The sequence below is a fragment of the Neochlamydia sp. AcF95 genome, from assembly GCF_018342455.1.
GTDB lineage: Bacteria > Chlamydiota > Chlamydiia > Chlamydiales > Parachlamydiaceae > Neochlamydia.
On record NZ_JAEMUC010000073.1, the window covers coordinates 48,902 to 72,484 of the forward strand.

The window sequence follows — 23,583 nt, forward strand, 5'->3', positions numbered from 1 at the left end:
AGTCATACAACGTAAAAGTGAAGATAATAATACCATGATCATCATCAAGTTAAAAAATTAGTAAGCAATGAATAAGCCACTAGAAGGATATACCATTCAGCAAATGCCTATAGAAGAAAGGCCTCGAGAGAGGCTTTTGCAGCATGGCCCTGAAGCTATATCTTCGGCAGAATTGATAGCAATTGTCTTAGGCAGTGGGACTAAAGGCTGCTCGGTTTTGCGCATAGGGCAAGAGCTGCTCATGCGTTTTGGTACTTTGCAAAAGTTTGCTGAAGCCTCCATTGAAGAACTCCAGCAAGTCAAAGGCTTAGGACTTGCTAAAGCTATACAATTAAAAGCCGCCTTAAATTTAGGTTTACGAGCCTCAAGACAGGCGATTGATCAAAGCTTTAGAATTGTTACACCCTTGCACGCTTATAACTACATTAAAGATGAATTAGAATATGCCAAAGTTGAGCATATTGTAGTCATTTTGCAGGATAGAAAAGGTTATGTGCTCTCTCATCATCTTGTAGCCTTAGGAACTCTCTCTCACGCCCCTATTCATCCTAGAGATATTTTTCATCCAGTGATCCGTCATCAAGCTGCCAGCTTAATCTTAGTGCATAATCATCCTAGTGGCGATCCCACTCCTTCTCCAGAAGACCTTGAGGTAACTAAATCCCTCATCCAAGCTGCACGCTTGGTCGATATAACTATCAACGATCATCTCATCATAGGGCGAGGCCGCTATATTTCTTTGAGGCAGAATCATAAAAACCTATGGGATATCCGTTAAAAGAGTAGAAAGAGGTAAGTCTATCCTTCAAGAATGCTTTCATCTCTTCTTTCTTTTTTATCTGGTCTAATTTTTCACTTCTATCTCCTTTATTTTATATCTATTTTTCGTTTATTATATCTTGCATGGTAGAAAAAAAATTTAAGATTGTCACCTTAGGGTGCAGAACCAATCAGTATGAGTCGCAAGCTTATCATGATCAACTGCAGGCGATGGGATACTCCGAAGCTGCAAAGCATGAACAAGCAGAGATCTGCATCATCAACACCTGCACGGTCACTGAGTCTGCTGATTCTAGTAGCCGGCATGAAATTCGACAGCTAGCTAGAGATAACCCTGGCAGTAAGCTTATCATCACCGGCTGTTTTGCAGAAAGGCAGCCTGAGTTGGTAGGATCTCTGCAAGGAGTCACGCATGTGGTTCCCAATAAAGATAAAGAGAAGCTTTTAGAGTCTGTCTTCCCTGCTGCAGAGCTACCTGAATTTTCCATTAAACGCTTTGAGGCCCATACCCGTGCTTTTGTCAAAGTACAAGACGGCTGCAATTCTTTTTGTACTTATTGCATTATTCCTTATGTTCGTGGCCGCTCACGTTCTCGCTCTTTAGAGGAGATAGTTAAAGAGGTGAAAGGATTAATTGCTCATGGATATAAAGAAATTGTCTTAACGGGAATTAATATTGGGGATTTTGATGGTGCCAAGCCTGCAGATGAAAAACCTGATCGCTTAGCTGATTTAGTGCGCGCTGTGGATCAGCTTGCTGGACTTGAGCGTTTAAGAGTCTCTTCGATTGATCCTGACGAAGTCGATGATGATCTTGCTGATGCGATCTTAAATGGGAAGCATACCTGTCCTTCTATGCATATCGTTCTTCAAGCTGGCTCGAATGTAATTTTAAAACGTATGAATCGCAAATACACCCGCCAAATTTTCCTTAATACGGTAGAAAGATTAAAGAATGCAAATGCTGACTTTACCTTTACCACAGACGTGATTGTAGGCTTTCCTGGTGAAACAGAGAGCGATTTTGCTGAGACTATAGATGTCATGAAGCAAGTAAAATTTGCTAAAGTCCATATGTTTCCCTATAGCGAGAGAGCTCGCACAAGAGCAGCTCTTATGCCCAATAAAATTCCTCAAGAGATTATCAAAAAGAGAAAGCATGAAGTCCTGCGGACTGCTGAGCAAATAAGCTTTGAGCTTCGAGAGCAATTTATCGGCCGTCGCATGAAAATTTTGACTGAAAATATAGACCCTTCGCGTCCTGAAGAGATTTGCGGCCACACGGAAAATTTTTTGATGGTTTGGGTGCCTCGATCAAACCATGCGCCAAACGAGATCCTAGAAGTAGAATTAATAGCTAATGCTCCTGATGGTCTGATCGGACGTTTGAGTTGCAGGCAGGTCAGTTGCGGGTAACCCTATGCATATCACTATTGCCGAACGGCTCCGCCCTTTTTCGCATACAGCCGGAACCTATTGTGTGCTGCCAGGCTCACTGCTGCGTTTTCAAATATTTCCAGCCCTTTTACGTGTGCATGATCTCTCTTACGCTGTTCCTAAATTAATTCAAGAAATTCCTGTGCCTGTGAAAGGGCCTGTAAAAGAATTCACTGTACAGCTTGATCTGGAAAAAGGAGCTATTGATGTATGGGGCTTTGATCTACATGCTTATTTTCGTTATCGTATTCTTACAACCCAGCAGCCTAAACAATTTGCTCTTTACATTGATAAAGGATTGACAGCTTGGAAACCCGAGCAGTTGATTTTAAATCGTGCGGTGAATTCCTATTTTTCGACTGAGCGTTTATCGCTAGGTAACCATAAAAATCAAGATTGGGATAGGGTGGCGCTAAGAGAAAATTTAACAGAAATTTTTCCTATCTGGCTACGTTTAGGGCAGCTTTTAACTTCACCTTCAGAGGTGGCCTATGGGGGGACAGCAGCTCTTTTTAAAGATTGCCTTTCAGCTTCTAAAGAAGATGTTTATAATGCTTTTATCAATTTATTCAAAGTAGCTTTTGAAGGTATTCTTTCTCCCCGCTTGAGCGACGAGCAACATCAAGGATTTGCTCTGGAGGCTGCTCCCTCCACTTTATCGCCTCTTATTTTGTTGACCGAGGGGGCACGCATCATTCGATCCTTGTTTATCCGCACCCAACTTAATGAAATTTTTGTTTTACCCTCTCTTCCTGCACAATTTCATTGTGGACGTTTCCTTCATATTCAGTGTACTTCCTTGGGCCTGCTAGATCTAGAATGGACCAAGCACTTTATGCGACGTATGATTTTTCATGCTGAGAGTGATGATATGGTACAGTTTCATTTTCCTAAAAATGTCAAGCGTTACCGTCTAAATGGACAATTCCAGCTAGTGGAAAAGCCTATTCAGATAAGTAAGGGAAAAGTTTATATTTTTGATAGTTTTCAGCATTGATAAATTATTTTTTATCTTTCTTTTGGTACAACTAGCTTTTTAATTAAGGAAATGCAAGTAAGTCTCACTTGACTTTAGCGTGCCTGAAATTTCTAAGGCTATTCACCTTGGCTAGTTAAAATTCTCATCTGCAATTAAGTTCTTTTCTTTTTGAAAAATCCTTAAAAAATTTGCTCATAAGAGCATAAAGGGTAAAAATAAGCTTGCCAGCCAATAAACCTTTCTGCATAGCACAAAAGAAGAACTTTAATTTTGTTTAGCTCATCTAGCCGTAATATTGGCAGCAATTAGAACATTCTAATGCATCTTTAGACAATCTATAACGCTTAAAAAGTTGGGTATGACAATTGACAAAAGCTTATTAAGGATTAAACATACCATAAGAAAAAAGGTAAATTAGCTCCAGTTTAATTGACGATAGTATGGGTCATCTTAAATGGCATATCTTGCAGATTGCAAGAGCTTAAGTACTGGGTAGCAGTAAAAAGTGGAGGGAATGTTGCTTTACTTCAAAGCAGATCAAATATTTTCGCGCTTACTTAAAGGATCCTGTGATTGCTAAGACCAATCGCATTGCAGCAGAAGGTTTAAGAAACGTAGTTATGGCATGTAAGGGGGGAGTGTTATACTGTTGCATTAGAACTCTTCATTGCCAAGGAAAATCTATTGCAGGGGTTTTGACAGTTGTTTTACATGTATCTATCATACTAGATAGCCCATAACTTTTATTATCGGCAGAACCATTTATATCCTGTTCCGTGATCGCTCACTAAATTGATGCATTTATATAATTATTAAACAAAAAAAGCTGGCTTTAAAAAATAAAAATTATAAATAATAACTTGTTTAATTAAGGAAATGAGATGGTAAATATATTAGCAAATAATGATAACAATAAGAATGCGGTTTCTTCTTCTCCGACTCAGCTTGCTGTTAGCTCTATAGAACAGCTTCCCGATGAGTTGCTATTACATATTTTTTCTTTTTTGCAAGCTTCCGATCTCCTTGAAGTTGAACTGACATGCCATCAATGGAAAAATTTGGCAGAGGAGGAGACTTTATGGAAAAGTCTTTATGTACGGTATTTTAAAGTTATTGAGCCGGTGGGTGACACTTACAAAGAAAGCTATTTTAGTCTATCTGAAGCTGACCATCATTGGGGAAAAATAGATGAATTGTTTGAGAGCTTTAAAATCTGTTAATTAAGGAAATGAGATGGTAAATATATTAGCAAATAATGATAACAATAAAAATGCGGTTTCTTCTTCCCTCACTCAGCCTCCTGTTGGCTCTATAGAGCGTCTTCCCGATGAGTTGCTATTACATATTTTTTCTTTTTTGCAAGCTTCCGATCTCCTTGAAGTTGAACTGACATGCCATCAATGGAAAAATTTGGCCGAGGAAGAGATTTTATGGAAAAGTCTTTATCAACAGTATTTTAAAATGATTGAGCCTGCGGCTGAAACTTATAAAGAAGACTATTTTCGTATGTCTAAAGCTGACCATGATTGGAGAAAAGTGGATGAATTGTTGAGCTCCTTGGAACATGGTGATCTTAGACCCGATGAGGCTTTAAGATTTTTTGGTTGGGCAAATGAAATAGGTGGAGAAGCAGCCCTTTCAGAGGATAACCCGTAAAAAAAGCCCTATAAAAAAGAGTAGGCAAGTTCATTGAAAAGGATGTATTGATTTTTGCTTTTCAAAAGCCTGCTCCTGAGCAATTAAGAGTATCTAAAGAGCTTGAGAAACAAGGTTGCTTCATTTCTCCAGGAGATGTGTGCGCGGTTGGTAAGTCTGCCAAAAAAATATGTTAATTAAGGATGAGGAAAGTAAGCTTTTTATCTTACCTTCAAAAGCAAACCAAGCCGCAAGCGAAGTTCGGCAACAGCTAATAGTTTATACACATAGAGGCAGAGACTATGCCAATCTCTGAGGAATTTAATTAACCCTCTAAATCTGCTAAACGTAAAAATGTTGGCAACTTAGGCAAAAAAAGTTTATGTCCCACCACATCATTGGCAAAATGCTGGCGCAAATGCTCCGAAAGGAAGTGGATGAGCACCCTAGCTATAAGAAGCATTCATCTAAAAGGCCTGTCATCCGTCATGGTTAGTGACCCAGGGTCGGCAGTTTTAGTGACCGACCCCCTCGTCACCTTTAGTGACCCGCCCTAGCTACCAAATTTTTTTTCTTTATTTCTCTTAAACTGCATAAATCTTCACGGGACAATCTTTTTTAATCTTCTCTCCTCCTTTCCACATGTTTTGTACCTCTTAGGCGTTCCTTTTTCAAAGATTTTAGACTGCTAAAATCTAAACGAGTAAAATAAAAATGTTATTAGAAAGGATTACTTTAGTTTCTCCTTTCCCCATCTTGAAGAGCTTAACTACTTTTCAAATCAATCAATTTTCTTATAGTAATTGTTAGGAGCTTAGCCAATATGACGTCATCTTCCGTTGCTATAGAATGTTTCCTCATTATCTCCCCCCATATTGCCTTAAAACTTCCTGAAAATAAAAGCAATGGTGTTAGGGTGATTAGAGACAAAGATTAGCCTCAGTCTCGTTAGCTAATATTTTCGTTTTAATTTGGGAGGCTTGCATTTTCTAAAAAGCTATAAGATTTACCTATCACTCTTTCCTAGGCTGATCTTAGGCCTTCGTGGACACAGGCAATCAATAGAATAGGAAAGGCAAGATCAAATCTTGCAAATCTTAAAAAAAAGCAACTCTGCCACTATCGACGCAAAGGAGAGTAAAAGTTCCTATCATTAAGAGAGTAAACTTGGCCTATTACTTGGCATCTAACCATCAATAAGTTAAAAAATTAAAGGTTCAACACAATGTTTAGCTGAAGAGGTGGACATTAAATTGCAGGGCAATCGATGAGATAAGCTTGCTTTCTGAATATGCCTAATATTTATCTAAGTAATTAGTATAGAGCAGATTGCGTTAGGTGATTTTAAGAAGGAAAGGATGGAGATATAGAGAGTAGCTAACTTATTAATTTATCTGAGGTTGAATGACAGGATGTTAAAATTTACTTCAGAGCAAAATAAGAAGGGTAAAATAGTTTCTTATTGGGCGATTTAAGCCCTTTAGGAAAAGCCTGCCAATGCCATTATCAAATGCTAAGGCAAAGAAGGATGGGGGCAATTACCAAGGTAGCATGTAGGTAGGCTGATATTTAAAGCTGCTCATTGGATTAATCGCAACCTTCTTTGAATAAATAATAAATTTGCTTGAAAAAAAAGCCTTCTTAAAAAATTTTTTGGCTTAAAAATTGATTTTGAAAAAATCTTTTGAAGATGAACGGGCAGGCTACTTATGATCCTGCAAAGGAATAAAGAGAAAGAAATGAAAGGGTAATGCAAATGGCAGCATAAAAAGCTTAAGTAGGAAATTTATTCTGTTTTCTCGTTTGCAAACGAAATAAGAAATTTATATGATGCAATTTTTTATTTGAGAATTTCTTATGGCAATATCAGCACATAAACAGATCCATTTTTTAAAGGCTTTTATGCATTTTGACGAATACAATCCTCACCATTTTTTAGGTTTGCATAAAAATAAGCGAGGGCAAAAAGTTGTACGTTTATGGCGGCCGGGAGCCAGCGAAGCTTACTTACAATTATTTGATAAAATTGTTAAAGCTAAATGTGTCCATCCAGCCGGGCTCTTTGAATATCGAGTTCCTGCACATACTTCTTTTAAAGATTACAAGGTTTACCATCATAATGGCCTATTAGACTATGATCCTTATTCCTTTTCCCCCTCGCTTGGCGATTTAGATCTCTATCTTTTCAGTAGGGGAGTGCATTATCAGCTTTACAATGTGATGGGAGGGAGGCTTGTTAACCATCAGGGAATGGAAGGCGTTCGTTTTTGCGTGTGGGCTCCTAATGCCAAAAGTGTAGCGGTGGTAGGCGATTTTAACCATTGGGATGGCCGCTGCAACCTTATGCGTTCTTTAGGTAGCTCGGGTATATGGGAATTATTTGTGCCTGGATTAAAAGAAGGTTTAAAGTACAAGTTTGAAATCCGCTCTCAAGGAGAGGATTTACATCTCAAAGCTGATCCTATGGCTCTATGCGGTGAAATGCGACCCGCTAATGCTTCAATTATAGCTAATGTGGATAAATTTATATGGGAAGATGTTAAATGGATGGAAAAACGTCAAGCAGAGGCTGCTCATCCTAAGCCTATTCATATCTACGAAGTTCATCTGGGCTCCTGGAAGAAAAAAGAGGGCTGGCATTTTATGAATTATCGAGAGGTAGCCCAAGAGCTTGCATCCTATTGCCAGGAGATGGGCTATACGCATGTAGAGCTTCTTCCTATCCAAGAGCATCCCCTAGATGAATCGTGGGGATACCAAGTGTCAGGATACTATGCAGTCACCAGTCGTTTTGGAGCCCCTGAAGATTTCCAATGGTTTGTTAACTATATGCATGAAAATAATATTGGCGTTATCTTAGATTGGGTGCCAGGGCATTTTCCCACAGATAATTTTTCTTTAGGGCGGTTTGATGGTACAGCTCTTTACGAGCATGAAGATTACAAACAAGGCTATCATCCCCATTGGAATACTTACATCTTTAACTTTGGACGCAAGGAAGTTGTGAACTTTCTGATTGCTAACGCTCTTTTTTGGTTTGATAAGATGCATGTCGATGGCTTAAGAGTAGACGCCGTAGCTTCTATGCTCTACCTTGACTATGGTCGTGAAGAGGGGCAGTGGATTGCCAATCAGTTTGGCGGAAATGAAAATTTAGAAGCTATTGAATTTATGAAACATCTTAATTCCATTGTGCATAAGAACCATCCGGGTGTGCTAATGATTGCTGAGGAGTCCACCTCGTTTCCAAAAGTTACTCATCCTGTAGAATATGGAGGGTTAGGGTTCGATATGAAATGGAATATGGGGTGGATGAATGATACCTTAGATTATATAGCTAAAGATTCTATTTATCGTCGGCATCATCATCATAATCTGACTTTTGGATTGCTTTATGCTTTCAGTGAAAATTTTATTTTAGTTTTATCGCATGATGAGGTGGTCCATGGAAAGAGAAGCCTGCTAAGTAAAATGCCAGGGGACATGTGGCAACAGTTTGCTAATTTGCGCTTATTACTGAGTTACATGATGTGCCAGCCAGGCAAAAAATTGCTTTTCATGGGAGGTGAGATTGGCCAGTGGAATGAATGGTCTAGTACAGGGCAAATTGAATGGCCATTGCTGCAATTTCCTCTTCATCAAGGCTTAAAAGAGATGAACAGAGATCTCAATCACTTCTACTTGCAAAATCGCAGTCTATGGGAAAAAGATAATGATCCGGCAGGATTTGAATGGGTAGATTTTGAAGATCGCCACAATAGTGTGATTTGCTATCTTCGTAAAAGCTTGCATGATATTCTGCTTTGCGTACATAATTTCACACCTAATTATTATTCTGACTACCGAGTAAATTTAAAAAATTTAGCTGCAGTGGAAGAAGTTTTTAATACGGATGATGTAAAGTATGGCGGCTCTGGAAAGCTTAATACCAATCCAGAAATCTTGATTGATTCTTATGGAAAGGCTGCCGCCTTAAAAATCCATCTTGCTCCTTTATCTACAATGATCTTAAGAGTTAATTTTTGGTAGTTTTTACATGAATAAGCACGAATACGAAGAGCTGTGCAAAGAGATTTGGCAGCACAATAGACATTACTACATTGAGCATAATCCTGTCATTTCCGATCAAGAATTTGATTTATTGTTAAAAGAATTGGAAGAAGCTGAGCGCCTTCATCCTGAATGGGTGACCTCTAGCTCTCCTACACAGCGTGTGGGAGAAATGCTTAGCGGAGGATTTGAGACGGCTACCCATGAAATTCCTATGCTTTCTTTAGCTAATACCTATAGCAAAGATGAGATTGTGGATTTTATTAAACGCATTCAAAAGCTGCTAGGCGAGCAGGAACCCGCTTTTTGCACCGAGCTAAAAATGGATGGCATTGCTGTATCGGTGCGCTATGAAAAAGGTGTTTTTGTGCGTGGTTTGACGCGGGGGGATGGACGTAAAGGAGAGGTGATTACTAACAATATTAGAACGATTGCCCGTTTGCCTTTGCGTTTGTATGGGAAAAACATCCCCGAGGTGTTGGAAGTGCGAGGTGAAGTATTTATGCCGCATGAAGCTTTTAGGCGTTTAAATGAAGAACGTGTAAAAGCGGGGGAGCCTATATGGGCTAATCCCCGTAATGCAGCTGCCGGTTCCTTAAAATTGTTGGATCCACGTGAGTCTTCTAGAAGAAAACTAGATATTGTATTTTATGGCATTGCTAACGCCCATCTCCATGGCTTAACTAGCCAATATGAGCTTCATCATTATATAAAAGAATTGGGCCTGCCTGCCTTATACACCTATGCTAAGTGTCATAACATTGAGGAAATCTGGGATTATACAGAAAAAGTCCAGGTTTTGCGTAAACAGCTTCCCTTTGATATTGATGGGGTAGTCATTAAATTAGATGCTCTTCGCGAATGGGAGCTTTTAGGAAATACTGATAAAAATCCACGATGGGCCATCGCCTATAAATTTGCAGCCGAGCAAGTAGCCACGCGTATCCATGCTATTACTGTACAAGTCGGCCGCACAGGAGTCTTAACGCCTGTAGCAGAATTAGAGCCTGTTTTTCTAGCTGGAAGTACGATTGCCCGCGCTACGCTGCATAACCAAGAAGAAGTCAAACGTAAAGACATCCGTGTTGGAGATCTTGCTATTATTGAAAAGGGAGGCGATGTTATCCCTAAGGTAGTAAAGATCGATTTATCCAAGCGTGTGGAAGGAACCCTCCCCTGGTCAATGCCTTCTTCTTGTCCTAGTTGTGGAAGTAAAGTTATTTATGTAGATGGAGAGGTAGCTATACGCTGTCCTAACGCCTCTCAATGTTCGGAACAACAATTAAAAAAGCTCATTTACTTTGCTGGCAAAGAGGCTTTAGATATTGAAAATCTGGGAGAAAAGGTAGTTGAGCAGTTGTTTAATAAAGGATTTGTCCGCAATCCTTCCGATATTTTTTGCTTAACCGCCGAGCAGCTTGCCCAGCTGGATAATTTTAAAGCTAAATCTATCCACAACCTTTTAACAAGTATTGATAAAGCCCGCAAGGTAAGCTTGGCGCGCTTTATTATGTCTTTAGGCATCAAGTATGTGGGGAGCGGTACTGCTGAAGCTTTAGCTATTAAAGCAGGGGACATCTATCATCTTATGCATATGTCTTTTGAGGATCTATTAAAAATAGAAGGGGTGGGAGATAAAGTGGCTTCTGCTGTGGTGGATTATTTTAATGATCCTAAAAATCGCTTAGAGATAGAGAAGCTTCTAGCCAATGGCCTAGAGCTGCAACCGATGCAAGCTGCTGCTTTCAAGGGGCATGCGTTTAATGGTAAAACATTTGTCTTAACAGGCACATTAAAAAAATATTCACGCCATGAAGCTGCCTACATCATTAAAGAAAGAGGGGGAAAAGTGACAGATAGCGTCAGCAAAAAAACTAATTATGTTTTAGCCGGAGAGAGTGCTGGCTCTAAGTTAGAAAAGGCTCAAAAGCTTAACATCACTATCCTTAATGAAGATCAATTTGAGAGCCTTTTATGACAGGACGTTTGGCCTTTAGAATTTAGGATAAGGAATAAATTCTTGATCAGCTGCCTCCTTAAGCTTAAGGGGTAACCCTATTAAGTGCTTGGCTATAGCAAAAGCAGTTTAAAAACTAGGCTAAAGAAATCGCTTCTAAATTTTATAAGGCTTACTAGATAAACCTTTTAAATTCAGGTGAAAAGGAAAAGGGTTAAAATTAGACTATTTGCAACTTGTTACGCTCCGTCGCTTTAGAAAAAATTGGAGAATTTTCTTCTGGGCTAGCAATTAATGTACCCATTAGAGTCTGGTGATTAAATCCATGAACGCGTACTTTTTGTAGGCTGCCAATTAGAGCTTCGCTACCAGCAAAAACTACGTTTTTCCAACAACGTGTACGCCCTTTCAGTAAAGTCTTATCTTTAGAACTATGCTTTTCCACCAATACCTCGACTTCTGTATTTAGCAGGAGTTGTCTTTGTTTAGCTGCTATCTCATCATGCAAGCTGAGAAGTTGCTGTAAGCGTTCTTGCTTGACCTCCTCGCTAATATCATCTTTCCAACGCATCGCCGGCGTTCCTTTTCGTGGGCTATAGGAAAAAAGAAAAGCCACCGAAAACTCAATTTGCTTCATTAAATCATAGGTTTGCTGAAAATCTTCTGCTGTTTCAGTAGGAAAGCCTACAATAATATCTGTGCCTAAAGTGACATTAGGCACAATTTCTCGCAGCATGTGGACTTTCTCAAGATATTGCTCAATCGTATAAATACGATGCATTTTTTTTAGGATGCGGTTAGAACCTGCTTGCATAGGGAAATGTACAAACTCGCAAAGTGTTTTCAGATCCCGAATAGCTTCCATCAACTCTTTAGTGATATCCACAGGATGGCTTGTCATGAAACGTACACGTTGCAGACCTGGGATTTTATCTATTTGATAAAGTAAATCATGAAAGCGACACTGCCATTCTGGCTGGTCTTTTCCATAGCTATTAACATTTTGGCCTAAAAGGATGAGTTCTTTATATCCTTTACTCACTAATTGGCGGCATTCCTCTAAAATGTTTTCCGGTGAGCGTGAAACTTCAGGGCCGCGTGTATAAGGGACCACACAATAGGTGCAAAATTTATCACAACCGCGGATAATGGAAATATAAGCTTTAACTTTATCGTCCCGTTTGGCGCTTAGATAATCTAGCTCAAATTGAAATTGCTCGTCTGTGCGCACGATTTGCTTATCACTAGCTAAGACTTCATCGAGCACATGATTGAGTTCATGGATGTTATTCGTGCCGAGCACAAAGTCAATATGGGGAAGTTTTTGAAAAAGAGACTCTTTTTTGGCATTGGCCATGCAGCCGGTGACACCAATGATAGGATTGTTTTGCAAGGAGTGTCCTAATTTTCCTAGCTTCCCCATGACCTTCCTTTCTGCTAAATCTCTAATCGAGCAGGTATTAAAGAGTAATAGATCTGCCTGGTTTTCATCTTCCGTGCGCACAAGGCCACGCCCTTCAAGGAGGCCTACCATAATTTCTGAGTCAAGTTCATTCATTTGACATCCATAGGTTCTCACGAAAAAGCTTTGAAGTTTACGCATAATAAATCCACTTACCTGTTTTTAAGAAAGGGATTATTGTAGGGCAAACGTCATCTTTTTTCAAGTTTTCATCCTGCTGAAGTGAGGATACAGCTTAAAAAGTATAGAAGCTTCGAAGAATAAACTTACAAAAATGAATAAAAACATTGGCAAAAATGGCAGATAATAGGTAACATGTACCTTCATTCTGAACAAACATAGAATTTTTAGGTTCTAAACATGACTCAATATACAAATAAGACAATCATGCATCGTAAAGAAGATAGCCGGCCTACATGGTTTATTCTAGATGCAACAGGTAAAACTCTGGGACGCTTTGCTGCCGAGATTGCTAAAATACTTAGAGGTAAGCATAAACCCTCCTTTACTACTTATTCTGATGCAGGGGACGGTGTTATCGTTCTGAATGCTGATAAGATTCGGGTGACTGGTAACAAAGAAGCTCAAAAGGAGTATATTTCCTATACAGGCTATATGAGTGGTCTTCGTCGGACACCCTATCGTGTTATGAAAGCTCGTAAGCCTGAATATATCATTGAGCATGCTGTGAAAGGCATGATGCCGCATTCCCGTCTAGCTAACGCGCAGCTTAAGCGTTTACGCGTCTATGCGACAGGAAAAGAACATAATCTAGAAGCTCAAAAACCAATCAAAGCAAACATTTAAGATAAGTAGACACTATGGAAGAATTTGTAGCAACCGGTCGTCGTAAAACAGCCGTATCTTCAGTCAGGATTAGGCCAGGTTCCGGCAATATCGACATTAATGGCCGTACTTTTGAGGAATATTTTCCTTTAGAAATCCAACGACGTACGATTTTGGCGCCCTTTGAAAAGCTAAATGGTAATGGTCGCCATGATATGATTATCCGTGTAAAAGGCGGGGGGGTGGAAGGTCAAGTAATTGCTTCTCGTCTAGGCGTTGCTCGTGCTCTATTGCTCATTGAAGAAGGCCTCCACCAAGAGTTTAAATCGCAAGGATTCTTAACACGGGATGCGCGTAAGAAAGAACGTAAAAAATATGGCCATGCAAAAGCCCGTAAGAGATTCCAATTCTCTAAACGTTAATCTTATCTTTCTACCGATTTTACTATTTCCCAAAGGAGCCAACAGGCTCCTTTTTTATTTTCTTCGATATTTGTTATTTTGAGTATCTCTTTACAAATTTATCCATTGTATAAGCCGTTTAGATGTTCTAACTCACATTCCGCAAGTTGTAACGATTTCAAGATATTATTATTTAGTAATTTTGATAGATTGATTTTAGCCCACCTTGCTCCTGTTTTTTATGGCTTTCTGAAAACAAGAAAGGAGTAGAATTTAAATTAAAGAATTAACTTTTTTTAATGAATTAACAATCAAGGGATTAAAATTAAAGAGAGGAGCGTGGGCCTACAACTTTTTTTAGAAAAAACTATTCTTGTATAAGCGGTCAAGGGGCATACCTAGCTTTAGATGTGAGCCTGCGGGCATCTGTAAAGTCAAAATTGCCTGCAAATAGCTGTTTTTTCTATCTACTGCACTTATTAATCTACGTTATTGTTTTATCATCAAAAACTTAATCACTGCTAACCCTCGTGACCGCTTACATTCTTGTTCCTCCATAAGCAAAGAAATCGAAAACATGAAAGATGAAAAAGTATTGTAGCAAGGGCTTTAATTCTCTTAAGATTGTTTCTACACTATGCAATGAGATTGAGATAAGGGGAGATAATAAATGAATTAATCCATCATAATCCGAAAGCTATTATGACCACAGGAGGACTGATTAACTATTTAATGAGTAGGAGCTTATGTGTTGACTCAACCCTCTTTTCAGAAATTATAGGCCAATGGAAATTAACCTGCGGAATTGTGAGTTCTAAGTACTTTATTTAAGCCAATGAAGGGAGAGAACCTATCAAAGTTGGAAGGAGATTTTTATTTTCATTCATTGTCTTCTTTCCTGTGATTAGAAACATAATTCCGGGAAATAATTTTTTATTAACTCCATATGGCAAAATAGTGCCCAAATAATTTTGGGCTTGCTGAAGCTTCTTTGAGCCCAATAAGAAATGATCGCAATTTTGTAAATCCAATAACTGAATTTGAAAAAGAGCTATCGTACATTTGGCTTCTTCATCTGCCTGCTGAAAAGCAGGTGAAGCAAAATAGTCGTTAAAGTATGTTTTAATGCTGCAAGGCAAGGTGGTGAATAGAGTTGCCGGAAAGAAGACGGGGAGCCGTTCTTTTAATGAGAAGAGAATCTTCAGTTGAGAAAGGGTTCTTATTCTGAGCTATGTACATTGCCTTGCGCTCTGGCTCCCTCTTAGCTTGGTGAAAAATTACTTTTTTCCGCGAAAGTGATGAGAGATTTTTTGTCTTTTCTCTTTGTGTTACTGATTTTGGTTCCTTTGTAGCAAAGTATTAATATATATTAAAATTTTTCTGCTTATCTGATTGCCTGAAAGGTTCAATTCAGTGAGCGAGGAATTACGTTCTAGTGCTTGAGCTAAAGCACTAGCGCTTTCATTGCTTATCTTATTGACCGAGAGGTACAGCGCAGTAAGGGAGGAATTGCTTTCTAAAGCTTGAGCTAAAGCATTAGCCCCTTCATTGCCTATCTCATTGTAACTTAAGTCCAGCTTAGCAAGTGAGGAATTGCATTGTAGGACTTTAGCAAAAGAGCTAGCACCTTCTTTACTTATCTGGTTGGCTGAAAGGTTCAATTCGGCAAGTGAGGAATTACATTCTAAGGCTTGAGCTAAAGTGCTAGCGCCTTCATTGCTTATCTTGTTTTTTGAAAGGCCCAACGCAGTAAGTGAGGAATTGCATTGTAGAGCTTGAGCTAAAGCGCTAGCGTCTTTATTGCCTATCTGATTGAGGCTAAGGTCTAGTTTAGCAAGCGAGGAATTGCGCTGTAGAGCTTGAGCTAAAGGGATAGCACCTTCCTTGCCTAGCTGATTCCAATAAAGATTTAGCTCAATAAGCGAGGAATTGCGTTCTAAGGCTTGAGCTAAAGAGCTAGCACCCTCTGCGTTTATTTCATTAACCCCAAGGTTCAACTCAGCCAGCGATGAATTGGGTTCTAGGGCTTGAGCTAAAGCACTAGCCCCTTTACTGTTTATCTGATTAAGGCTAAGATCCAGCTTAGCAAGCGAGGAATTCTTTGCTAAGGCTTTGGCTAAAGCATTAGCGCCTTCATTGCCTATATGATTGCTCCTAAGGTTTAGCGCAATAAGTGAAGTATTGCTTGCGAGGACTTGAGCTAAAGCAGTAGTGCCTTCCTTGCCAATCATATTGTTCCAAAGTTCCAGCTTAGTAAGCGAGGAATTACGTTCTAGGGCTTGAGCTAAAGCACTAGCGCCTTCCTTGCTTATTTTATTGTCCCCGAGGTTTAGTTCAGCAAGCGAGGAATTATGCTCTAAGGCTTGAGCTAAAGCGCTAACGCCCTGATTGCTTATATCATTTTGCCTAAGGTCGAACTCAGTAAGCGAGGAATTGCATTCTAGGGCTTGAGCTAAAGCACTAGCGCCTTTATTGCTTATCTCATTGAGACTAAGGTCTAGCTTAGTAAGGGAGTAATTCTTTGCTAAGGCTTTGGCTAAAGCAATAGCGTCTTTGCTGCCTATCTGATTAAGGCTAAGGTCTAATTTAGCAAGCGAGGAATTGCGTTCTAGGGCTTGAGCTAAAGCCCTAGTGCCTTTCTCGCTTAGCTCGTTCCTGTGAAGATTTAGCTCAGTGAGCGCAGTGTTTATTCTAAGCGTATCCATTAAAGCGCTAAGCTCTTCCACTGGTAGCTCTTTTGGAACGATCCATTTGGTAAGAGAATTATCAATTAAACCTTTCAGCTGCCGTATTGCCTCCTTAGAGAAGTTTACTAAGTCATAACGAATGAGCATGGGCTGCTGATAAATAAGTTCATGATAAGGTAAAGAAGAAAGATTACAGCCAGCCAAGGTCAGACGTTTAAGATGAGGATATTTTTTAACTAAAGCTTGAATCTGGTGAGCAGCAAGGCGTATGCAGCCCTCTAGCTCTAGCTCTTCTAAAAGGGGAGCTTCTAACTGTAAAGAGGCCAAGGCTTGATTGCCTTTCAAGGTAAGAAAGCGCAGCTTAGGCGCTCTTAAACTAAGCTTGGAAAGACGCGTGCAATTAGAGAGGTTAAGATAGCTTAAGCAAGATAATTCGGGGAGAGATAGGGATTTTAAAGAAACACAGTGATTAGCATCTAACGTATTAAGAGCAGCTGAAGCTGCTAGTAGATTTCTTAGAAGAGCATCATTTAATGTCTGGCAATGTTTTAAACATAAAGTCTCAAAAGAGGAAGGCGTCATGGCTTTTAGCAAAGCAAGCTCTTGCTTTTGCTTAGAAATATCTACGAAAGCTAAAGCAGCTTCTCTTAAGTCATCAGTCAAAAGTTCATGGAAAGGCTGAATGTTTCCTAATATTATAGCAGCGGCAACGGCTTGAAGATGTTTAGGATGACTTTGATTTATCAAAGTTTCTAGCTCTTTTAATGCTTCTTTAGGAAGATAACGCTCTTCATGCTTAACTAAATCTTTGATAGGTATGTTGCTCGATTTTAAAAGAGAGTGGCTAGTGCTACTGGTCACTAAGCCATACGGACTTTTTTCATAAGATTGCCCAGGTCCTTTTAAGAAGCGCTCATAGGGCAAGAGGTGGGCGTCTTGTAGAAGATGCTCGTAATATTTTCCTAAAGGAGGATCTAAGCGGATTAAAAGCTCTAAAGGAGTTAAAGTGGCGTTGTTTTCTAAATTTTTTAAACTCCTTTGTAAGCGGGTAAGCTTCTGATAAGTTTTAGCTACTGTCTTAGGAGGCAGTAGAATCGAAATAACAGGGGTTTGCTTATTATAAACATAGACGAATTCACGGTCTTTCTCGGTAAAGAGTTTGGTATAACGCTGTTGCTGAGTGTTTAAGTCCTGTAGCCAAGTTTGCAGGAGTTCAAAAGGCTTAACTTGTAAAAAGCGTTCTCTTGTTTTGGAGTGAAGGGGTAGCTGCATCTGGTTTAAGCAAAAGAGAATAGATTTGACTTGCAGCTTGCCTTCTTCTGAAAAAGAAGGAACTAAGGCATGATCGTTATCGACGCTAACCAGCTGCTTTCTTATCTCTCCTTGATGATTGATAAAAGATTGGAGGATATAGTTATCAGGCTTACCATCCTCAGGGTTGACTAACATGGCTAAGAGCAACATATTATGTAATCGATGTAGATCCAGATCAGCCAGCGTATCACCTGCTTTTAAAGCGTCATCTAAGTTTTGTCCTTCAATTGTCTCCGTGACTAATAGAGGGTAAGGGTTGCGGCGAGCATTGTAGCATTTAAATAGCTCTGTTTCGGGTGTACCATGTCCAATGATTAAGCGATGTAAGCGTCCTACTGCATATTCCCTACCTGCCATTTCAGGATTAGGCTTTAAGTGCAGCTTGCGCTGCAGATAGCTAACCGCTACGACGGCACTACGTCCAGGAGTGCGAGGAGGTTTAATAAAATCTAAGGCTGCATTTAAAGGAAGCTGTTGCAGGACGAGAGGATGTAATTTAGCTAGGCCTGAGTCTACTCCTTCCCATTCAAAACCTTGGCCAGTCGCTGGTAGAGTAAATAGCATAAGAGATCGTAAGTAAGCAAAGGCGGGCAATTGAGCTTCTAAAAGATGCAAAGCCTCTTCTAACTTAAAGTTTCTAGCATGCTTTGTGGCAAACTCTAAAATCTTAGCGGGATGTGCGTTAGCGCCCGCTCCTTTTTTAGCTAACTCAATAAATACAAATAGGTTGTTTTCAACCATGGCTTTTTCTAAGGACGTTCTTCCTTTATGCGAAGAATGGGGATGATAATCAGGATAATCTAAATCGACTCCTTTGCTAACCATCTTATCCAATAAGAGGGAAAAACGAGTAGGTGCGAGCGAAGCGCGATTAATGAGAGAGAAAAGAGGAGGAGAGTGTTGCTCATCAACGGCATTAGGATTGATATCCTTTTGGGCTAGCAAAAGATCTGCTATCATAAGTATTTGCTCTTCTGCTAGGTGCGGTAAATCATAAGTTCGCATGAGTTTATGCAAGGCTGTCTGCCCAGCTTCATCCGCTTGGCTGACTTTAGCTCCTAACTGAAGCGCTAAGTTAACTAGGGGGCCCCTGCCTAGTTGGATAGCCATCAGCAAAAAATTTTGCTTTAGTACTAGGGAAAGAGGCAGCGGGGGACAGAAAGAAAGATTACTGATTGTTTTTAGGGGCTTAAGCAAGGCAGATATAGGGGCTGACCAGTTAAGGGCCATTAAAAAGTTGCTAGCTTCCTTCTCGAAAGGCACTAAACAAGGAGGAATATCTGTTGCAAATAAAGTAGTAGGCTCTAGGAGAGATTCAACGTTTGTGCGCTGGCGATGTAAGCTTAGGAGTGCATCTAAAGGATTAACATGCCTTTGCATTAAAACTTGGTAGCAGGCAAAAGCAGTGGGTTCTAAAGCTTGAAAAAGATCATAATGGGTCACATGATCTTGCTTCAGCTTGTCTTGAATGAGTTGCAATTTCCTAAAAAACGCAGACAGTAACCCTTTAGGTAATAAAAGCGGAATATCTAGCTTTTGATCGGCTGCTTCGTCAACAAGATCTTCTTTAGTCAGCTGATGTTGATGAATAAGTCTTCGATACTGCTGGTTTCTCTGGTCTAATTGCCTAATCCATTGCAGCAAAAAATCACGTGGGTTTAAATTCAAAATAAATTCTTTGGCTGAAGGAGCGATCGGCTGGTTCATGCATCCTTTAAGCAATAAAGGTAAGCATTTTAAATGGATGGCATGTCCTTTTTCTGCCCGAATAATAGCAGGCTCAAAAGCCTTGTCATTATCGATGCAAACCAACTTTAAGCTTTTTAGTTCTTGATCCTCCCACTCGAGTTCAACGATGTAGTTATCGGCCTTACCATCATTAGGCAGGATAAGGAGGCTGGCGATGATTAAATTACTAAAGGCTTCTTTATCAATTTTTTTTAGTAAAGGTGGAATAAGACGAAAAAGGTTTTCTATAGGCTGTTCTGGAAAAATCTTAGCAATCCAGCGTAAAGCTAAAGGCAGATCAATTAGCGAGCCTAAAGAAGCTTTTGCAGCTAGCTTAGGATGTGCCTTTAATATAGCTAAGAGCTGCCAGAAATTATTTTCTTCCTTAGTGGCCAAATAATCTGCACGAAATGCCTGTAAGCCTTGTTCTTCAGACCTTAGGCTAAATTCTCCCGTAGAGGAAAATTCGCTTAGACGTTGCTCTTCAGGTAGCCGCTCCATCCAGTTCTTAAATTCGTAGAAAAGCTTGGCAGGATCAGAAGAATAAGGCTTACGTGCTTCTTCTAAAAGAAAGGGCCAGCTTTTAATAACCTCTTGCGCACTTAGTAAACTTTCATCACATAAGAAATCAAACATTTCTAACATGCTGATAAGATCGGCTAGTAGCATAGCTTGAGGGCGTGTAGCTTTAGGAAAATGACCGATGGTATAGCCTACTTGCACAGTACGCGCTTCTAAGCAAGCAGCCTTACATAATTTTTCTTTAAAGTCTGGGTATTTCTTAAAGGTTTGCTGAGAAGTTTTGCCCTGCCACAATTGCTGCTTAAAAACCTTTTTTGCTTCCTCGTCTGAGGAGGCCTGCCAGCTGAAGGTTAAGACATTGGAAATTTTGAGGAAAGATGTAGGAGCAGCAATTAAAGATGTGGGAGAAAAGGCTTGTGTTAAAGAAGTAGCGGCATATTCCCATGCGGGCTTTAGATAGTCGGAGATCACCGCAGCGGTAGGGTTAGCTTTACAATGTAGACCTTCTAAAGAAGCGACGGCATGCCTGCCATGTGTATTCGTGCGGTAAGGTAGTCCTAGCTCATCGATAGAGAGCATAGCACGCGCTTTGGGTATGTCGATAAGCAGAAAATTTATGGAATCCCCGCAAACTTGGGCTTTTAATGCTAGCAAAGCTTCTCTTTCATTTACTTTGGAACTTTTTAAAAGCTGTTTAAGGAAAGTGGTATAGTAATCTCTCAAGACTCCTAGCTTTTCTTTATATGAAATAGTTATAGCTGAATCTAAAGCTTCCTTAATATTGGCCAAAGCTATATGAAAAGGCTGTAGGCGTAGATCTGAGTACTCATTCGCTCCCTGCTCAATCAAATCCTTCCTTTCTTCTTCTTTAAGCATTAACCATGGCAGCTTGAGATTAGGCAAAAGCGTGGCCAGTTTGCTTTTTTCTTCTAAGGTGTAAAGAGAAACCTCAGCGCGAAGATGAGCGATGGTTTCTCCTAATAAATCCTTTTCTCTACCTAGGTAAGCTTTTAAGCGCTGAATTAGAAAATTTTCCTCTCTTGTGATTTTATCATTTGATAATAGAGCGAGCTGAAGAGGAGAGAAAGGAGGTTGAATTTTTTTTTCTTCGATAGTGGGAGAATTAGAGATAACGCTGGCACTGCCTTCTACTTCTAATTCATTTTCTTGATAAAAGATGCGTGATGAACGACCTAAGTCGGGAGGAATTTGCATGTAAGCTCGTTAATTTTTTTGATTACTTTTCGAAGCTATCAGTGTTTACTTAGGAAAATTCAAAAGCAGCTGAGCTTTAATTTCCTTAGCCTGCCGCTTAGGGACTACACTTAAAAGGCTCTCTAAGAGCTTAGCATGAGTAGAAACAGTTGCTTTTTGCCAGTTTGAGTGTTTAAGCAAGATATTGAGGATATCGATTAATCCCTCTTCAATAGCATAATGCAAAGGTGTTCTTCCTTGGATATCCTGCTGAAGGATATCCATTTCAGGATAACGTGTTAATGCTAGCACCATGCTAATATTTCCTTGTAAGACAGAAAAATGGAGGGGCGTTTGGCAATGATTTTTTTCATGAGTTTGTGCATTGATATGGGCGCCGTTTTTAATAAGAAGATGGGCAGTTTCCACTTTGCCACAAAAAACTGAACGATGCAAAGGAGTGCGATCCAATCGGCCTTTGGTATTAATGGTAGAGGGCTTGTATTGAATAAGTAATTGAACGATCTCATGATGGCCTTTTTCAGCCGCCCAATGGAGAGGTAAATAGCCTTCAATATCCTTTAAAGTTAGGTCAGCACCCTTATCAATTAAAAGCTGCAGGGCTTCTCGTCGGTTATGATAAGCGGCGTAATGCAGAGGAGCAAAGCCTACCTGAGAAGGTGTATTAACAAAATCTTTACGACCCCATCTCCATTTTTTGCTAATTTCTTGCTTAAGATAATCGACCGCTCCTAGCTGGCTGGCTATAAAAAGGTTGGTGACTTTTAGATCCTTTTGTAGCTCTTGCTTTTTGGCTCTTAGTTTGGCTAGCTCTGGCTCCATGGCTTCTTGCAGCTCATAGCCTTGGTCTGTCAGCTGTTGCTTGCGCTCAAAAAGCTTCTCAAAAATATCTTGATACCTTTCAAACTTCTCATTAAGCTGAGCCCGCATCTGCTCTAAATCGGTTGTTTCTCCTAGAGGAAACTCTTCTTTAAGCTGATGGATATTTTCCTCTAACCTTTGCTGGTAGGCATGCTCTAAGCTCTCTTTTGTTTGAGCATTCAGCTGGATTGTGTGGCCTTCGATTACAATTAGCTCTCTTGCATCTAACAGTCCTCGGTAGTTTTCTAAGCAGTTTTCTTTAATGCTTTCTATATTTGTATCGATTTGCTGTCGAATCACTGATATTTCTCTTTGCTCAAGAGGTGGCTTAAGCTCTTTTAAATAAGCATCCATGATGTCTGTTGTCAAAGCAGCATTTTCCTGCATAGTTTCATCAAAGGCTCCTATAAGCCCTCTTAAGCGATAAACTTCTCTTTCAATTCTTGTCATCTCACTACTGATTTGATTTAAGGAAGCATCACAGTGAATGACTGGACGAGAAGGATCGTAGTTTAGTGAAGAAGAAAGCTGCATAAATTTTTATCCTTTAAATAAAAAAATAAATTTAAACTAGATGTGTTTTTATTAAAAATTCAAATTTAAAGGTTTAAATGGAATTTCTTTATTTAGTCAAGCAAATATTTGCTAAGCTTGCGAACTTATCCAGATAATATTGAAAAATTTAAATTTGTGGCGTATACTCTTCTTTTTTAATAAGGGAAAGAGGCATGCCAGGAAGATTTGAAGGATTTACAGATACTCAATGGAGAATCTTACAACCGCTTTTGTCGCAGAATCCTCCAAAAAATTTAAAGGGAAAGCCGCATACTCCCTGGAGAAAGATTTATAATAGTTTATTTTGGATTTTGATTACCGGCTCGCGTTGGTGTGATCTGCCTAAAGGACCCAATTGGGGATCAAGATCTGCTGCTCATCGGTGGCTAGGTAAAAATGGCAAGAAGATGGAACTTTAGATAGCTTGCTATCGGCATTAAAAGAATGCGCAGATGTGGCGGGAATGATTAATTGGGAAAGACTAGCCATTGATGGTTTTTTTTTCAGGGGGAAAGTGAGGCGGTAAGTTAATAGACTATGGTTACAAGGGTAAAGGCATGACTGCCCATCTTCTGGTAGACGGCAATGGCAGTCCATTAAGCTTTGAAGTAACCAGCGCTAAAGGAGATGAAAGGAAACAGTTGGAAAAGTTGATTGATCCGCATATGGATAAGCTGCAAAGGCTTTATGAACTCAGCCAAGTCATACCTGTTTTAGAAGCTGATAAAGGATATGACTCAGAGGAACTTAGGGAGAAGTTGCTAAAAAGGAAAATATATCCATTTATACCTAGGCGAAGAATAGGGGCTATCAAGAAAGCTGAGGTAGTTGTCTGCCAGCTCAAGAAATGGAGGTGGCAAGTTGAAAGAGCCATATCTTGGCTACAACGAAAGTTTAGAAGGATTGTTGTGCGATGGGAAAGACAAGTGAAGTATTGGAAAGGGCTGTTAAATTTTAGCCTTATACTGTTTTGGATAGGCAAATTATCGGGATAGGCTCACTAAATTTTTACTTTTATTTGGATGTAAAAATTTTTACACGATACTCATAGATGGAAATGGAAAGGCTAACGGGCACTAGGTACCTGTTGCGTAAATAATCTAATACGCTTTAGAAAAACTTCGTCTGCATACCCAACCCTCTGAAAGACGCCTTTCTGCTTAGCAAAAGGGATTTTATAAAGTACGTGACTGCATACAGAGTAAATTAAAAGC

At 39.7% G+C, this 23,583-nt stretch carries 16 protein-coding genes; 12 read left to right on the forward strand and 4 right to left on the reverse strand.

What is annotated here, in order from left to right:
• The first annotated feature begins 67 nt into the window (after positions 1 to 67).
• The 8 genes from radC (at position 68) to ligA (ending at position 10,859) form a co-directional block, all read left to right on the forward strand.
• Positions 68 to 778 carry a RadC family protein gene (radC, locus tag NEOC95_RS09075; protein ID WP_213152581.1) on the forward strand — a complete coding sequence of 237 codons (711 nt, stop codon included), beginning with the start codon at positions 68 to 70 and terminating at the stop codon, positions 776 to 778.
• A 125-nt stretch (positions 779 to 903) separates the two neighbouring features.
• The gene (gene mtaB / locus NEOC95_RS09080; protein ID WP_213152582.1) at positions 904 to 2,196 is read left to right on the forward strand and encodes a tRNA (N(6)-L-threonylcarbamoyladenosine(37)-C(2))-methylthiotransferase MtaB; all 1,293 of its coding nucleotides are present in this window, start codon (positions 904 to 906) and stop codon (positions 2,194 to 2,196) included.
• 4 nt (positions 2,197 to 2,200) lie between these two features.
• The gene (locus tag NEOC95_RS09085; protein WP_213152583.1) at positions 2,201 to 3,214 is read left to right on the forward strand and encodes a hypothetical protein; all 1,014 of its coding nucleotides are present in this window, start codon (positions 2,201 to 2,203) and stop codon (positions 3,212 to 3,214) included.
• 551 nt (positions 3,215 to 3,765) lie between these two features.
• Positions 3,766 to 3,936 (forward strand): hypothetical protein, encoded by a 171-nt coding sequence (locus NEOC95_RS09090; protein WP_213152584.1) that lies wholly within the window; start codon positions 3,766 to 3,768, stop codon positions 3,934 to 3,936.
• A 141-nt stretch (positions 3,937 to 4,077) separates the two neighbouring features.
• On the forward strand, positions 4,078 to 4,416 hold the full coding sequence (locus NEOC95_RS09095; protein ID WP_213152585.1) for an F-box protein: 339 nt from the start codon (positions 4,078 to 4,080) through the stop codon (positions 4,414 to 4,416).
• 13 nt (positions 4,417 to 4,429) lie between these two features.
• Complete coding sequence (locus tag NEOC95_RS09100) at positions 4,430 to 4,852, forward strand: F-box protein (protein ID WP_213152586.1); 423 nt, start codon at positions 4,430 to 4,432, stop codon at positions 4,850 to 4,852.
• A 1,881-nt stretch (positions 4,853 to 6,733) separates the two neighbouring features.
• Positions 6,734 to 8,860 (forward strand): 1,4-alpha-glucan branching protein GlgB, encoded by a 2,127-nt coding sequence (glgB, locus tag NEOC95_RS09105; RefSeq protein ID WP_249270218.1) that lies wholly within the window; start codon positions 6,734 to 6,736, stop codon positions 8,858 to 8,860.
• 7 nt (positions 8,861 to 8,867) lie between these two features.
• On the forward strand, positions 8,868 to 10,859 hold the full coding sequence (ligA, locus tag NEOC95_RS09110; protein ID WP_213152588.1) for an NAD-dependent DNA ligase LigA: 1,992 nt from the start codon (positions 8,868 to 8,870) through the stop codon (positions 10,857 to 10,859).
• Between the two features lie 199 nt (positions 10,860 to 11,058).
• Here the strand turns inward: ligA and miaB are convergent, their stop codons facing one another.
• Positions 11,059 to 12,441, reverse strand: coding sequence for a tRNA (N6-isopentenyl adenosine(37)-C2)-methylthiotransferase MiaB (gene miaB, locus NEOC95_RS09115; protein WP_166158308.1), 1,383 nt, complete (start codon positions 12,439 to 12,441; stop codon positions 11,059 to 11,061).
• Positions 12,442 to 12,660: 219 nt separating this feature from the next.
• Here miaB and rplM point away from each other — a divergent pair, with 219 nt between their 5' ends.
• Together rplM and rpsI are read left to right on the forward strand one after the other, a co-directional pair.
• Positions 12,661 to 13,107, forward strand: a complete 447-nt coding sequence (gene rplM, locus NEOC95_RS09120) for a 50S ribosomal protein L13 (RefSeq protein ID WP_042238997.1) — start codon at positions 12,661 to 12,663, stop codon at positions 13,105 to 13,107.
• A 14-nt stretch (positions 13,108 to 13,121) separates the two neighbouring features.
• Positions 13,122 to 13,508, forward strand: coding sequence for a 30S ribosomal protein S9 (gene rpsI, locus NEOC95_RS09125; protein WP_042238994.1), 387 nt, complete (start codon positions 13,122 to 13,124; stop codon positions 13,506 to 13,508).
• An 806-nt stretch (positions 13,509 to 14,314) separates the two neighbouring features.
• On the opposite strand, the gene NEOC95_RS09130 is transcribed toward rpsI, so the two are convergent.
• The 3 genes from NEOC95_RS09130 to NEOC95_RS09140 form a co-directional block, all read right to left on the reverse strand.
• Entirely contained in the window at positions 14,315 to 14,626 is a 312-nt protein-coding gene (locus tag NEOC95_RS09130; protein WP_213152589.1) for a hypothetical protein, read from the reverse strand.
• Positions 14,627 to 14,815: 189 nt separating this feature from the next.
• Positions 14,816 to 20,953 carry a hypothetical protein gene (locus tag NEOC95_RS09135; RefSeq protein WP_166158302.1) on the reverse strand — a complete coding sequence of 2,046 codons (6,138 nt, stop codon included), beginning with the start codon at positions 20,951 to 20,953 and terminating at the stop codon, positions 14,816 to 14,818.
• 45 nt (positions 20,954 to 20,998) lie between these two features.
• Positions 20,999 to 22,348 (reverse strand): ankyrin repeat domain-containing protein, encoded by a 1,350-nt coding sequence (locus NEOC95_RS09140; protein WP_166158299.1) that lies wholly within the window; start codon positions 22,346 to 22,348, stop codon positions 20,999 to 21,001.
• Positions 22,349 to 22,542: 194 nt separating this feature from the next.
• On the opposite strand from NEOC95_RS09140, the gene NEOC95_RS09145 reads away from it, so the two are divergent.
• Together NEOC95_RS09145 and NEOC95_RS09150 are read left to right on the forward strand one after the other, a co-directional pair.
• Positions 22,543 to 22,788 (forward strand): transposase, encoded by a 246-nt coding sequence (locus NEOC95_RS09145; RefSeq protein ID WP_166158296.1) that lies wholly within the window; start codon positions 22,543 to 22,545, stop codon positions 22,786 to 22,788.
• A gap of 138 nt (positions 22,789 to 22,926) precedes the next feature.
• The gene (locus tag NEOC95_RS09150) at positions 22,927 to 23,364 is read left to right on the forward strand and encodes a transposase (RefSeq protein WP_166158293.1); all 438 of its coding nucleotides are present in this window, start codon (positions 22,927 to 22,929) and stop codon (positions 23,362 to 23,364) included.
• Positions 23,365 to 23,583: the final 219 nt, after the last annotated feature.

Excerpts from the sequence above, each read along its gene's own strand:
- NEOC95_RS09100 (WP_213152586.1), top strand. The coding sequence starts at position 4,430 with ATGGTAAATATATTAGCAAATAATGATAACAATAAAAATGCGGTTTCT.
- ligA (WP_213152588.1), top strand. The coding sequence starts at position 8,868 with ATGAATAAGCACGAATACGAAGAGCTGTGCAAAGAGATTTGGCAGCAC.
- NEOC95_RS09150 (WP_166158293.1), top strand. The coding sequence starts at position 22,927 with ATGACTGCCCATCTTCTGGTAGACGGCAATGGCAGTCCATTAAGCTTT.
- mtaB (WP_213152582.1), top strand. The coding sequence starts at position 904 with ATGGTAGAAAAAAAATTTAAGATTGTCACCTTAGGGTGCAGAACCAAT.
- NEOC95_RS09095 (WP_213152585.1), top strand. The coding sequence starts at position 4,078 with ATGGTAAATATATTAGCAAATAATGATAACAATAAGAATGCGGTTTCT.
- rpsI (WP_042238994.1), top strand. The coding sequence starts at position 13,122 with ATGGAAGAATTTGTAGCAACCGGTCGTCGTAAAACAGCCGTATCTTCA.
- NEOC95_RS09085 (WP_213152583.1), top strand. The coding sequence starts at position 2,201 with ATGCATATCACTATTGCCGAACGGCTCCGCCCTTTTTCGCATACAGCC.
- miaB (WP_166158308.1), bottom strand. The coding sequence starts at position 12,441 with ATGCGTAAACTTCAAAGCTTTTTCGTGAGAACCTATGGATGTCAAATG.
- NEOC95_RS09140 (WP_166158299.1), bottom strand. The coding sequence starts at position 22,348 with ATGCAGCTTTCTTCTTCACTAAACTACGATCCTTCTCGTCCAGTCATT.
- NEOC95_RS09145 (WP_166158296.1), top strand. The coding sequence starts at position 22,543 with ATGCCAGGAAGATTTGAAGGATTTACAGATACTCAATGGAGAATCTTA.
- rplM (WP_042238997.1), top strand. The coding sequence starts at position 12,661 with ATGACTCAATATACAAATAAGACAATCATGCATCGTAAAGAAGATAGC.
- radC (WP_213152581.1), top strand. The coding sequence starts at position 68 with ATGAATAAGCCACTAGAAGGATATACCATTCAGCAAATGCCTATAGAA.
- NEOC95_RS09135 (WP_166158302.1), bottom strand. The coding sequence starts at position 20,953 with ATGCAAATTCCTCCCGACTTAGGTCGTTCATCACGCATCTTTTATCAA.
- glgB (WP_249270218.1), top strand. The coding sequence starts at position 6,734 with ATGCATTTTGACGAATACAATCCTCACCATTTTTTAGGTTTGCATAAA.